We start from the raw sequence: 13154 nt of genomic DNA on the forward strand, positions 1-13154 counted from the left end.
CTTGGTAGCATACGCCTAATAGTATTTCAGGATATTGAAGGATTTTATGATAGATCGCATTTTTATTGAAGAATTGGTCGTTTTCGCTCAAATTGGCGTGTATGACTGGGAACAACAAATCAAACAAAAGCTTATTTTTGATATAGAAATGGCGTGGGATTGCCGCCAAGCCGCAGAAAGTGATGATGTGGCATATTGTCTAAATTACGCAGAAGTCAGCGAATTTATCATTGACTATGTGCAATCTAAGCCCTTTTTCTTAATTGAGCGCGTGGCTTATGAAGTGGCAGTGCAGCTTGAACAAAAATATGGGCTGAGCTGGTTAAAAATTAAATTAAGTAAACCTAAAGCCGTAGCACAAGCCCGCAATGTGGGGATTATTGTGGAACGCGGCACAAGATGAACAAACAGCATTATGGCTATCTTTGCCTGATTTTAGCCACCTTATTTTGGGGCGGCAATTATATTTTCGGCAAAATGTTAAGCCGTGAAGTGGATCCCATTGTGCTAACTTATCTTCGTTGGTTTCCCGCTGCGGTAATTTTGTTATTGCTGTTTGCTAAACGTGTCATCACTTTTTATCCCACTATTCAAAAAACGTGGAAAATTTTGACCGCACTTTCTTTACTCGGCATTGTCATTTTCCCGTTATTTCTTTATCAGGGCTTACAAACCACCACCGCACTTAATGCCAGTATTTATCTTGCGGTTGTGCCGATTGCGGTATTATTGCTGAATCGTCTTGTTTTCGGGGATAAAATTCGCCCTTTAATGCTCGCAGGGGCAGTGGTGAGTTTCTTCGGTGTATTATGTTTATTAAGCCAAGGCGATCTACAAACCTTACTGAACTTTAATGTGAATAAAGGGGATTTATGGGCGATTGGCTCGGCCTTGAGCTGGGCGCTGTACTGCTGCATTATCCGCCTACGTCCAACAGACTTACCCAACGCCGTGATGCTCACCTTGCTTGTTGCTATTGCGATGTTGTGCTTTAGCCCTGTTTTTCTATGGAAAGCTTTAACCGCCAGCGAGCCGATTATGAGCCAAATCTCTACGAGCCATTGGGCAATGATTGGGTATTTGGTTATCGGACCGTCAATTTTATCTTACGCCTTTTGGAATTACGGCATAAGCCTTGTGGGCGGCGCGAAAGGTGCGGTGTTTACCAATGTAACGCCGTTATTCGCCGCGTTGCTTGGCATTAGCGTTTTGGGCGAAGCGCTCTATTGGTATCATTTCGCCAGTGGTGCATTAATTGTGCTAGGGTTGCTGATGTGTAATCGGAAAGGATAACGCAATAAATAAACGCGAAAAAACAAAAAAGTGCGGTATTTTTCACCGCACTTTTTTATTATCGTCTAGAAAGATTAATCAATCGCTGGCACATAATTGCCGGCAACGATCGCATCTTTGATGTTATCAGCGGTTTCCAGCACTTGAGCGAGCAAGGCTTGCACGTTTTCAAGGGTGGCAATTGGGCTAAGGGTGGTCATTTTTAAGGCTTGTACGCCATTGACTTTCGTTACCCCAATATTAGCTTCACCACGGGCGAACAATTCGTCTGCGATATTTTGATTGAGATTATCAATAAATTCCGCTGGGTAGTTCGCAGGATTGACACGGAATAACACCGAAGCGAACTGCGGTTCAACTAATAATTCAAGGCCTTCTGTGGCTTTGATGTAATCCGCCACTTCGCGCGTGAGTTTCACCCCGTGGTCGATCATTGAACCGTAAAGCTCTTCACCAAGTGCTTCTACGGTGAACCATAATTTTAACGCATCAAAACGGCGGGTGGTTTGTAGGGATTTTGCCACGAGGTTAGGCACACCGTGTTCTTCATCATATTCTGAGTTGAGATAATCCGCTTTGTAGTCGATGAAGCGATAATTTTCTGGATCACGCAGTAAAAACGCACCGCAGGAAATACTTTGGAAGAAATGCTTGTGGAAATCAAGGGTAACGGAATCTGCCAGCTCTAAGCCGTCTAGCCAGTGGCGGTAGTCGTTGGAAAGCAGTAATGCCCCGCCCCACGCGGCATCAACGTGTAGCCACGCATCATATTGATCGGCTAATTTACGAATGTCTTTGAGTGGATCGATTGCCCCTGCGTCAGTTGTGCCTGCGGTTGCCACAATGCACGCCACCAATTTTCCTTCCGCTTTAAGATTTGCCAAAATTTCCGCCAAGGCATTGACGTCCATTTGTGCATTTTCATTACAAGGCACGCTCACCACGGATTGGAATCCCATTCCCATCATCGCCATATTTTTTTGTACGGAGAAATGGGCGTTTTCTGAACATAACACTTTTACACGTTGCAAGGCTTCTGCTGGCAAGCCATCTTGCTGTACAGACCATTCTTTGCCTTCTGCATTTTGCCAGTGTTTTGCCACGCAAGCATCACGCGCCAATAGCACACCCATTAAGTTAGATTGCGTACCGCCAGAAGTGAATACGCCCGCATCACCTGCGGCATAGCCCACTTTTTCACGTAACCATTCAATCAGTTGCACTTCCATTAATGAGCCTGCGGGGCTTTGATCCCAAGAGTCCATTGATTGGTTGGTGGCGTTAATAAACACTTCTGCCACTTGGCTTGCCACCATTGTTGGGCAATGTAAGTGCGCTAAAGAATGAGGGTGATGCACTTTTAGGCTTTTATTTAAGAATAATTCCGTTAAGCGATCTAAGGATTTTTCTAAGCCAAAACCTTGCTCAGAGGGTTGAAAAGCAATTTCTTCGCGTAGCTGTTTAATGCTACCACCCGTGTACATTTTGTTATTTTTGAGCCAATTTCCTACCGCACTTATTGCTGTTGCCATATTTTTTTCATAATCAGCGATAGATTGTGGATCATTGCAAAGAAGGGATTGTTTGTGTTTTGCGAAATCGACCATTGAGAATTTCCTGAAAGATGATTGAGGTAAAAATAGCTAAAAGGGGCGTTACACACCCCATTTAGCTAGATTAATAATTAGCCACGCACGGCTTTTAATGCGTCTGCAACAGATTGAGCAAAGCGTTTGATTAATTCTTCGCTTTCTGCTTGGGTGATGATGAGTGGGCAAAGAATACGCACCACGTTACCGCCACGACCGCCACGTTCTAACAATAGCTTATTGTTAAAGCAAGCTTTTTGGATTGCAGCGGCAAGTTCACCATCTGCTGGATAAGCGCCGATGCGATCTTGTGGTTTACGCTCATCAACAATCTCAATCCCGATCATTAAACCACGTCCACGCACGTTACCGATACAAGGATACTGCTGGGCTAATTTCTTCAATTCAGTTTGTAAGAAATCACCGCGTTCTAAGGCATTTTGCGCCAAGTTTTGCTCACGCATTACTTTTAATGAGGCATAACCTGTCGCCATTGCCATTTGGTTGCCGCGGAATGTGCCTGTGTGTCCTGCTGGTTGCCACGCATCAAATTCTTTGCGAATGGCTAGCACCGCTAATGGTAAACTTCCACCTACCGCTTTTGACATTACAACGATGTCTGGCTCGATGCCTGCATATTCAAAGGCAAACATTTTTCCTGAACGGCAGAAGCCTGCTTGTACTTCATCAAGAATTAACACAATGCCGTGTTTTTTGGTCACTTCACGGATTTTTTGTAACCATTTCACTGGCGCAGTAACCACACCGCCTTCCCCTTGAATGGCTTCAAGAATCACGGCTGCAGGTTTTACCACACCGCTTTCAACGTCTTCAATAAAGTTTTCAAAATAATAGGTTAAAGCATCAACACCTGCTTCACCACCTAAGCCTAATGGACAACGATATTCGTGCGGATAAGGCATAAATTGCACGCCAGCCATTAAGTTTTGTACCGCGTTTTTCGCGTTTAAGTTGCCTGTCATCGCCAATGAACCGTGGGTCATTCCGTGGTAACCACCAGAGAATGCGATAACATTACCACGCCCTGTGTAGGTTTTAGCAAGTTTTACCGCTGCTTCTGTGCCATCAGCACCAGAAGGGCCACAGAATTGCAAGCGATATTGATCTTTCGGGAAGAAAGAAAGCAGTTCTTCGGTAAATGCGTCTTTTAATGGCGTGGTTAAATCTAATGTATGAAGTGGTAAACCACTGCTTAATACGTCTTGAATAGCTTGGATCACCGCTGGGTGATTATGTCCAAGGGCTAATGTACCTGCACCAGCTAAGCAATCAAGATATTCATTACCTTCTACGTCTGTTACCCAGCAGCCTTGTGCTTTTGCGATCGCCAATGGCAATTTGCGTGGATAACTACGCACATTGGATTCCATTTCATTTTGACGAGTAAGGTAATATTCGTTGGTTGCGTTGTTGATTGGATTTACAGGAGTGTTTGTCATTTTTAATCTATACCTTCGATAAGAGGTTAAAAAAATAAGTCGGGTGCCTTGCGGGAAGCCTAAGCTTTCTTATTCTCAAAATAAGATGCCATGGGGCATTTTGACTCGCTACTTATTAAAAAAAGCGTTTCAGCTTTTTTATTTTTTCCAATTTGGAAAACAGAGATTTCGTAAAGCCGAAGCCCTACAAAAGACGGCATATAGTACCCTTTTTTGCTAGAAAGAAAAGCAATTTTTGTGAGTTTGGGGAAAATAATCAAAAATTACACCGCACTTGCTCTTTTCCAGTAAGTTTTCTGGGCAAAAACGAATTTATTGCTGGTATGTTTGATTTCATCAAGCTCAATTTTCCATAAATCCGTGTTCATTAAACGTGCAAAGGGGTAACGCTCATAATAGCGTTTAAGGGCGGATTTTCGGGTATCTTCATTAAGCAAAATGGCTCGCCCTTTAAATTGCACGCCTTCAATTTCACTCACTTTATCCGTTTGAGTAGCGATCGTGCCAACAACCAGATCACTTTGCTGCATAATTTGTGCATGTTGGGTAGAAAGGGAAGAAAAGAAGATCAAGCTGATATTGCTGTCATCAAGCACATAAAAGCAGTTGGCCGCCCAAAAGCCTTGTGCGCTATGTACGGCAATGCTCATCACGGTTTGCTGTTGTAAAAATTGTGCAATGTTATGGGGAAGATTTTTCATCACATCATTTTTTATCACATAAAAGAAAATGCCCTGCAAAACAGGGCATTAGGTTTACCTTAAGCATTTTTGGCTTCTGTCGTTTGCGCAAGTGCGGTGGAATTTTCTGGCGTTTTTTCGTTTTCTTCAGGGGCCAAGTTTTGCACCGACATAGCGGATTTCAAACTTTCTTGCTGAAGTTGCTTAGCCAATTCATTTTCACCGTTTTGCTCGAACACATAGGTCGCCATTGTAATATCATTTGGCTCAAGCTGTGCTTTATTTTCAATGACTTTCTTGAATGCCTCACTCGCTTTAGCAAATTCACCATTACGTACATACAAGTAGCCTAAAGCACGGTTTGTGCAACAGCAGCCTTGATCTTTACTTTGTTTCGCGCGTTTTTCCATAATTTTCAGCAATTTGCTGTTATCTACTGGTTGAACACGGGTAATTTGCGTGCAAAGTTGTTGTGCCAGTGGGCTGTTGTCGTCCACTTTTTTCAAGGCTTCTAAAATCAATTTATAAGCGGTTTCGTGGTCATCACTGTCAATTAAACGGCGAATTAATCCCACTTTCACATAAAGATCATTTTGACGTTTACGCGGTTGATCGTCCCACCATTTAAGCAAGCCGTCCACGCCTTCTTCATTCATTTTCTCATCAAGCAAACCATCTTCAACGCGATGTTGTAAGGTGGTAAATTCTTTGTCGGAATAAAGCCCTGAATTTTCCACTTGATCAAGAATTTTGTCCAAAGCTTCAAAGGCGTGGGATTTTAAGTAAATCTCAACCGCGAGTTTCAACACTTCTTTATTGCGGTGGGTCATTACTAACAGGCTATCAATGGCACTGCGTGCAGCTGGTAATTTATTTTGTTGTAATAAAATTCGCGTGCGGGCAATTTCAACAAGTAGATTATCCGTGCCAGCCAGTTCGGTCGCTTTAATTAAATAACGATTTGCGCCAAACTCATCGCCACGCTGTTGCGCCGCTTCTGCTGCTTTAATAAAGTTTAAGATTGGCTCATCAGAATGTTTAGCGTTTTTACCAATCAATTTTTCTGCTTTAGAATATTGCCCTTCGTCCATTAGCATCAACCCTTCAAGGGTTTGTTTTTGTGCTTTAAGACGTTTACGGCGGGAGAACCAACCGTAAGTGCTGTTACTCAAACGGCAGAATTTGGTGATGATCCATTCAATGCCATATACCACCGCCATTGCGATCACAAAGAAAATCACAAGGGTGGTGATGGACATTTCAATGCTGTAGCTATTAGTTTCAATCAACACATAGCCTTGTTTGCCCGATAAGTAAGGGCCTGCGATTAAGCCGGCAAGTAACACCAGCATTAAAAATAGGGTTCTAAACATTGCTATTTCCTCTACTGTTGTGTTTGCTCAGGTTTGTCAGAATTTTCTACCGCACTTTTATGTTCTGCATCAGGTTGTTTTTCTGTGTCAGCTTGATTTTCGCTCGGCTTTTCACTTTGGCTTTCATCGCTTTGCGCTGTGTTGTTTTCAGCTTTGTCTGCTTCTGGTTGTTCTGCAGGGGTGGCTTTCGCCTCTTGTGCCGTTTCTTTAGCCACATCTTTATCTACGGAAATTTCAATTTTCTGCACTTCTTGTGATGGTTTATTCAGCAGTTTATCTAGCATATTTAAGCTGCTAAGTTGAGTTGGCACATCGACATAAATAGATTGTTCCGCCAGCTCGTCCACTTCATTTAAGAAAGTTTTTGCCACTTCCGTGTTGGTATCGAAATAACTTCTCACCCAAGATGCCACAGTTTCTAAAGATTGTTTATACAAATCATTTTGCTGACGTGGCACCGCCATAATCGCTAGCTGTAAGCGTAAACGAATGTTTTCACGCAAATAAATATCTTGGTTTGGCGCAAGCAAGGCTTTGCTTTCGGCATTTTTTGGTGTAACGCGAATAAAATGATTTAAGAAAGAGGTCGCACTTTTCTCGGCATTTTCTTTCCAATCTTCCCAAGAACCACTTAATTTTTCGTTAGCGGGATTTGGAACATCAAAATTCACGTTTAGCACGGTGAGTTCGTCCACGTTATTTGCCAGCTGAGAAAGGCGTTGCATAATGGCGTTTTGATCGATATTGTTCACCGACAATAGCTGTTTTAAATCTGCATTAATGGCGCTACGCACTTGCATTGCTCGCGGATCAGACACCTTACTTAAGGTTTCATCAGCCACTTTTAATAGCGAAACCGCGGTATCCACATCATTATCTAGCACTAATTTGCGTAACGCATTGTTTAATAAGAAATCCGCTTCAGAAAGCAACCAATCATTCGGCTGTGCCGTTTTCTGTGCATTACTTAAATTCTTAACTTGATTTTGTAATGAAGTGATTTGTTGATCCTTGATTTCCACCATTTTTTCTAACGCCGTTAATTTATCGTTGGTGGACTGGCTAGTTTGGGCAAGCTGTGCAATTTTTGCTTGATCTTGTTTTAATGCGGCTAAATCGCTATCCATCAAGCCCTGTACGTTGGCTGGCACAGCGCGTTGTTCTAGCGCAGTTAATCGGCCTTGCACTTTGGTTAAATGCTGTTCCGCAAAATAATACCCTGCGCCACCTAGGCCTAACGCTACCAATAAGGCTAAAATCGCCACACCCGTACCGCCTTTTTTAACAATGACGGTTTGTGGCTCAGCAGCTGATTGGCTTGCTTCTGTTTCAGAGGATTTCGCTTGTTGCGATAATTCATCGCGTTCTTGGGTTTGCTCTTTTTCTTTCATTGTTGTTTGCTCTTCCGTTACTTGGGCTTGATTTGAATCGGTGTCCTGCTGTGCTTCCAGCTCATTTTGTTCTGTGCTTTGGGGATTCGCTTCGCTTTCTTGGCTTGCTTGCTGTTGGCTGGTTTGAACAGTAGGTTCTTGTTCTACTTCTTTTCCTACTTCGTGTTGTTCGACTTCTTGCTGTACGGGCTGTACGGGCGAGCTTTCCGTTAAACGATTTTTCCCCATTTTTTTGCCGTGATGTTTAGCCATAATTTATTCCTTATGCTGATTAAACTTCATTTCGTTGCAATACCGCATTTAACATTGATGAATTATTTGCTTTTGGCGAAATACGCACGTTTTGCCACCCTTTTTCTTGGGCGAAATGAGCAATTCTTTCGCTAATTGTAATTAATCCACAAGACATTAACCAATTATGTTCATTTTTTGGCACAAAATCCAGCAATGAACGCAAAATTTCTTCACTCGTTACCACAATTTCACTGATTCCAGCGCGTTTTAACATACTCACTTGCTCTGCCTTATCATAAATCAGCGGTTCGCGGCGGTAACATTCCAAGGTTTGAATTGTCGCCCCTCGTAAACTGGCTTGTTCCGCAAAAAATGCTCGCCCACCATTACCGCGTAAAATCAAAATGGTTTTATCGTGCAAATTTTTCATTGCCGATAAAGAAAGCACGCCCTCACTGGTTTCTTGTTGAAAAGGATAATGAATATTCTGTTCTGTTTGACTGGAAAAGACCTGCGCGGTTCGCTGTCCGACCGTAAAATAATGTAAATCTGCTCGCCATTGAAAGCCGGCTTGCTTCAGGCTTTCTGCGCTGTAAGTTACCGCATTTTGCGATACCACAAAAACGTAATCGCCGGTGTTGAGTTGATTAAGCTGACGGGGTAAATCATTCAGTTCACGCCCAGCCTGAATGGAAAAGAGCGGAAAATGAATGGCTGCAATGCCTGCCTTTGCAAGCATTTCCACCAGTTGCTTGCCCTTTTCATCAGGGCGCGTAACCAACACTGCCATTTTCTTTTCCTTGCTGTTATAAGCCTAGGCGATCAAATACCAAGGGCTTGTAAAATTTCATCAGCCCCTTGTTTTAACAGGCTTTCTGCCACTTGCACGCCTAATTCTTGTGAATTTTCCACCGCACTTTGATTTTCTGCACGAATGATTAAGCTGCCGTCTGTTTTGCCTACCAAGGCTTTGAGATAAAGCTGGTTATCGCGAATTACCGCATAGCCTGCGATGGGTACTTGGCAACCACCTTGTAAGTGGTTATTCATTGCACGTTCTGCTAACACACAGGCGGTGGTTTCGGCATCTGCCAATGGCGCTAATAATTGTTGGGTTTCTAGATCATCGGTGCGACATTCAATGCCCACCGCACCTTGCCCTGCTGCGGGTAAAGAAGTTTCGGTATCAATGAAAGAAGCGATGCGATCGGCCATTCCTAAGCGAATTAAGCCTGCGGAAGCCAAAATAATGGCATCGTAATCGCCGTTATCTAATTTGCTCAAGCGTGTTCCCACATTGCCACGCAAGGATTGAATATTCAAATCTGGACGTAAGGCTTTCAGCTGACACTGGCGGCGTAAACTTGATGTTCCTACCACCGCGCCTTCAGGTAGCTCATCTAAAGTGCGGTAAGAATTTGACACAAATGCATCGCGCGGATCTTCACGTTTACAAATCACGCTCAAGCCTAATCCTGCAGGAAATTGCATTGGCACATCTTTCATTGAATGCACCGCAATATCCGCTTCGCCATTTAATAAGGCGTTCTCTAACTCTTTGACGAACAAGCCTTTGCCGCCAATTTTGGCTAAAGGCGTGTCTAAAATCACATCGCCTTTGGTAACCATTGGCACAAGCTCCACCGTAAGTTGTGGATATAATTGAGTTAAACGATCTTTAATATAGTTAGCTTGCCATAATGCCAAAGGGCTACGGCGCGTGGCGATTTTGAGTAGTTTTTTTGTCGTCATCGTGCAAAAAAGAAGATTAGAAATAATTGCCTTATCCTATCACTGTTGCTGAAAAATGTCAGTTTCCATTTAATTTTTTTGCTTTCCTGTGAGGCAAGTGATAGAGTAATACTTCAATTTCTTTTCAAAAAATGCGAGGAAATTGTTCATTTATCAATCCCTCTTTCCTAGGATATAAATTGAATTACGATATTAATAGTGCTAAAAAGCAAGTGGAATATCTTGATAAAGTGCGTTTTGAACGCGCAATTTCAGGGACATCTCAGAAATTTAAGCAAGTATTTCAAACAATTAGCTTGTTATTGCATCTCAATCACGAAAAATTACCAGGTTATATTGAAAATGCGCCAGCAGGGATTGCTGATTTTAAATTGTCAGACTATCAACAAGATTTCCTAATTAGACAATTTGATTTCACGGAACAGGATATAAAAAACTCGCTATTTTCACACCGCACTTGCGCGCCTATTTTAGGTGTGTATGTGATGGGAAGCATTGCCTCAATCAGCCAAACGTCCATTTCTGATTTGGATATTTGGGTGTGTCATTTAGAAAATATCAGCGCAGCTGATCGCAACTTATTGCACAAAAAAATGGACGCCTTGCAGCAATGGGCTTTAACCTTAGGGATCGAAATTAATCTTTACCCAATGGATCAAAATCGCTTCCGCTGCTTTCGTTATGCCGATCCTTTAACCGCAGAAAATTGTGGTTCAGCACAATATATGCTGCTGCTTGATGAATTTTATCGTTCCGCTATTCGCCTTGCGGGTAAACCCCTATTGTGGCTACATTTAGCGGTAGAAAACGAAAAAGATTACGAAAATGAAGTGGCTCGTTTAATCGAAGAAAAGGTGATCAATCCTGATGATTGGGTGGATTTTGGCGGCTTAGGAGCATTTTCTGCCAATGAATATTTTGGTGCAAGTTTATGGCAACTCTACAAGGGGATCGATTCGCCTTATAAATCCGTCTTAAAAATTTTATTGCTAGAAACCTATTCAGCGGATTATCCCGACACTTACCTTATCGCGCAAGAATTTAAAGCTCGCTTGCTTAATGGAGATAAAAAACATCACTTTGATCCTTATCTCACAATGCTTGATCGCGTAACTAACTATTTGATTGGCTTAAAAGATTTGCAGCGTTTAGAGTTTGTTCGCCGTTGTTTTTACATTAAAGCCAATGAATATAACAGCAATGTAGAAAAAAATACGTGGCGACTTTCTCAATTGCAAAATTTAGCCAGAACTTGGGGCTGGCCGAAAGAATTAGTGCAAGAGCTGAATCAACGGGCGTGCTGGAAAATCAAACGGGTGCGAGAAAGTCATAATAATTTAATCAAATTCCTAATGTTTAGCTATCGCCATTTGGTGCAATTTGCCCGCAAATATAAGGTGAATTCCAGCATAATGCCGCAAGATATTAGCATTTTAACCCGTAAACTTTATACCGCCTTTGAAGAGTTACCGGGCAAAATCACCTTACTCAATGCAATGATTTCCTCTGATTTATCCGAAGCTAATCTGACATTTATTGAGGTAAAAAACAACCGCACTTTCAAAAATGGCTGGTATTTAGTCAATCAGACGCCAGATATTCGTGGTTTTGAGCAAGCACGCTATGTTGAATATAGTGAGAACTTAAATAAATTGGTGGCGTGGGCTTATTTCAATCGGCTACTTACGCCCAAAACCGATTTGCATATTTTCAGTGCAAATGTGAACCAACAAAAATTACGTCATTTTGTTACTGATTTACGCCTTTCCTTGCCTGTTTCAGTGCCCGTAGTGAGCAATAATGAATTAAATCATAATTGTGAAATTAAACATTTAGTGGTGGCGATAAATCTTACCGCTGATCCCACGGCAAATTTATCCGAGGTAAAAACCTCGATTGTTGCCAGTGATTTATTTAGCTTTGGTTCGGATGAGAAAAGTTTAGTGGGCAGTATTGATCTCACTTATCGTAATCTATGGAATGAAATTCGTACCTTGCATTTTGAAGGGCCTAATGCGATCTTACTCGCCTTAAAAGTGCTATCTAATAAAATTTATCGTGGCTCCACCCCACCAAAAAGTGTAAATGTGTTTTGCTATAGTCAATATTACCAAAAAACACTACGTAACATTGTTACCGCACTCGTGAATAAATGTATAAATATTCAAGTTGGGGTAAGTGATGCACCACAAAATAATTTATTGCGTGTTGCAGGCAAAAACTGGCAATTTTTCTTTGAAGATCGTGGAATCAGTTTGCAAGAAATCTCTCCTTCAACCCTTCTTGATAACGATGATTTCAACGTAGAATTACAAGATGCCATTGATAATAAGGAAGCATTGCAAATCCACAAGCAGTATCCTTACGAAATTGATGCTTTTGCCAGTGAAGGCTTTTTACAATTTTTCTTTGAAAATAACTTGGATCACACCTTTAACGTCTATATTTTAGATGAGGCTAATCATATTGAGATTTATCGTAACTGCGAAGGACAAAAAGAGCAGAAAATTAATGAGATAAATCATATTTATCAATCTGCGGGCTTGGATGGAAACAGTAATCCGTATAAAATTGTGCAGAAAAATTTTAACTACCCACAGTTTTATCAATTGTTACCAAAAGAAAATGGCATCACAATAGTGCCGTTTCACAGTCGATTGGTGTCATCATAATCATAAATGGGGAATCACTATGCTTGATAAAATGAAAATATTACTTATTGACGATCATCCCTTGATGCGTCGTGGTATTAAACAATTATTAGAATTAGACGAAACCTTTGAAGTTGTTGGTGATGCGGGCAGCGGCGCTGAAGGGATCAATCTTGCCCTACAGACTTCACCCGATTTAATCATTCTCGATTTGAATATGAAAGGCCTATCGGGTATTGACACACTCAAAGCCTTACGTGAAGAAAATATTGATGCACGTATTATTATTCTCACCGTATCTGATGCAAAAAATGATGTGTTCGCTCTTGTGGATGCAGGTGCTGATGGATATTTACTCAAAGATACCGAACCGGATTTACTGCTCAGACAAATCAAACGCATTGCACAAGGTGAGGTGATTTTAAGTGATTCCATCAAAGATCTGCTACTAGAACAACGCCCAGAACAAGATCCAATCGATGCGCTAACCGATCGTGAGTTGGAGGTGCTACGTCTTATTGCAACTGGGTTATCCAATAAGCAAATTGCCGCTCAGCTTTTCATTTCAGAAGAAACGGTAAAGGTGCATATCCGCAACTTGCTACGTAAACTGAATGTACACTCACGGGTTGCTGCTACTGTGCTTTATTTTCAACATAAAGGCACTTAAACGCATAAACAAACACAGCAGATTTCCTAGCAAAAGTGTGGTAAAAAACACCGCACTTTTT

Annotated in this window: 11 protein-coding genes; 4 read left to right on the forward strand and 7 right to left on the reverse strand. The window is 41.8% G+C overall.

What is annotated here, in order from left to right:
* The first annotated feature begins 46 nt into the window (after positions 1–46).
* Both folB and DYC50_RS03155 read left to right on the forward strand, forming a co-directional pair.
* Positions 47–403 (forward strand): dihydroneopterin aldolase, encoded by a 357-nt coding sequence (folB, locus tag DYC50_RS03150; protein WP_115248962.1) that lies wholly within the window; start codon positions 47–49, stop codon positions 401–403.
* Complete coding sequence (locus DYC50_RS03155) at positions 400–1293, forward strand: DMT family transporter (protein WP_115248963.1); 894 nt, start codon at positions 400–402, stop codon at positions 1291–1293. Before folB ends, DYC50_RS03155 begins: the two co-directional genes overlap by 4 nt.
* Positions 1294–1367: 74 nt before the next feature.
* Here the strand turns inward: DYC50_RS03155 and DYC50_RS03160 are convergent, their stop codons facing one another.
* The 7 genes from DYC50_RS03160 to hemC all read right to left on the reverse strand — a co-directional run bounded on the left by DYC50_RS03160 (position 1368) and on the right by hemC (position 9772).
* Positions 1368–2900: a pyridoxal phosphate-dependent decarboxylase family protein gene (locus tag DYC50_RS03160; protein ID WP_115248964.1), complete on the reverse strand. Its 1533-nt coding sequence runs from the start codon at positions 2898–2900 to the stop codon at positions 1368–1370.
* 77 nt (positions 2901–2977) lie between these two features.
* On the reverse strand, positions 2978–4342 hold the full coding sequence (locus DYC50_RS03165) for a diaminobutyrate--2-oxoglutarate transaminase (protein WP_115248965.1): 1365 nt from the start codon (positions 4340–4342) through the stop codon (positions 2978–2980).
* Between the two features lie 263 nt (positions 4343–4605).
* Complete coding sequence (locus tag DYC50_RS03170; protein ID WP_147284850.1) at positions 4606–5043, reverse strand: PNPOx family protein; 438 nt, start codon at positions 5041–5043, stop codon at positions 4606–4608.
* A 59-nt stretch (positions 5044–5102) separates the two neighbouring features.
* Complete coding sequence (locus tag DYC50_RS03175; RefSeq protein ID WP_115248967.1) at positions 5103–6395, reverse strand: heme biosynthesis protein HemY; 1293 nt, start codon at positions 6393–6395, stop codon at positions 5103–5105.
* A gap of 11 nt (positions 6396–6406) precedes the next feature.
* Positions 6407–8014: a uroporphyrinogen-III C-methyltransferase gene (locus DYC50_RS03180; RefSeq protein WP_172459091.1), complete on the reverse strand. Its 1608-nt coding sequence runs from the start codon at positions 8012–8014 to the stop codon at positions 6407–6409.
* A 43-nt stretch (positions 8015–8057) separates the two neighbouring features.
* Positions 8058–8810 (reverse strand): uroporphyrinogen-III synthase, encoded by a 753-nt coding sequence (locus tag DYC50_RS03185; RefSeq protein ID WP_115248968.1) that lies wholly within the window; start codon positions 8808–8810, stop codon positions 8058–8060.
* A gap of 32 nt (positions 8811–8842) precedes the next feature.
* Positions 8843–9772, reverse strand: a complete 930-nt coding sequence (gene hemC, locus DYC50_RS03190; RefSeq protein WP_115248969.1) for a hydroxymethylbilane synthase — start codon at positions 9770–9772, stop codon at positions 8843–8845.
* A gap of 179 nt (positions 9773–9951) precedes the next feature.
* Between hemC and DYC50_RS03195 the strand changes: the two genes are divergently transcribed.
* Both DYC50_RS03195 and DYC50_RS03200 read left to right on the forward strand, forming a co-directional pair.
* On the forward strand, positions 9952–12444 hold the full coding sequence (locus tag DYC50_RS03195) for a class I adenylate cyclase (RefSeq protein ID WP_115248970.1): 2493 nt from the start codon (positions 9952–9954) through the stop codon (positions 12442–12444).
* Between the two features lie 19 nt (positions 12445–12463).
* The gene (locus DYC50_RS03200) at positions 12464–13093 is read left to right on the forward strand and encodes a response regulator (RefSeq protein WP_115248971.1); all 630 of its coding nucleotides are present in this window, start codon (positions 12464–12466) and stop codon (positions 13091–13093) included.
* The last annotated feature ends 61 nt before the right edge of the window (positions 13094–13154 follow it).

Origin of the sequence: Avibacterium avium (assembly GCF_900454535.1) — a bacterium.
In the GTDB taxonomy this organism is placed as follows: Bacteria; Pseudomonadota; Gammaproteobacteria; order Enterobacterales; family Pasteurellaceae; genus Avibacterium; species Avibacterium avium.

Bases quoted from the DNA above. Each gene is read 5' to 3' on its own strand.
- folB (WP_115248962.1), top strand. From the start codon at position 47: ATGATAGATCGCATTTTTATTGAAGAATTGGTCGTTTTCGCTCAAATT.
- DYC50_RS03155 (WP_115248963.1), top strand. From the start codon at position 400: ATGAACAAACAGCATTATGGCTATCTTTGCCTGATTTTAGCCACCTTA.
- DYC50_RS03160 (WP_115248964.1), bottom strand. From the start codon at position 2,900: ATGGTCGATTTCGCAAAACACAAACAATCCCTTCTTTGCAATGATCCA.
- DYC50_RS03165 (WP_115248965.1), bottom strand. From the start codon at position 4,342: ATGACAAACACTCCTGTAAATCCAATCAACAACGCAACCAACGAATAT.
- DYC50_RS03170 (WP_147284850.1), bottom strand. From the start codon at position 5,043: ATGAAAAATCTTCCCCATAACATTGCACAATTTTTACAACAGCAAACC.
- DYC50_RS03175 (WP_115248967.1), bottom strand. From the start codon at position 6,395: ATGTTTAGAACCCTATTTTTAATGCTGGTGTTACTTGCCGGCTTAATC.
- DYC50_RS03180 (WP_172459091.1), bottom strand. From the start codon at position 8,014: ATGGGGAAAAATCGTTTAACGGAAAGCTCGCCCGTACAGCCCGTACAG.
- DYC50_RS03185 (WP_115248968.1), bottom strand. From the start codon at position 8,810: ATGGCAGTGTTGGTTACGCGCCCTGATGAAAAGGGCAAGCAACTGGTG.
- hemC (WP_115248969.1), bottom strand. From the start codon at position 9,772: ATGACGACAAAAAAACTACTCAAAATCGCCACGCGCCGTAGCCCTTTG.
- DYC50_RS03200 (WP_115248971.1), top strand. From the start codon at position 12,464: ATGCTTGATAAAATGAAAATATTACTTATTGACGATCATCCCTTGATG.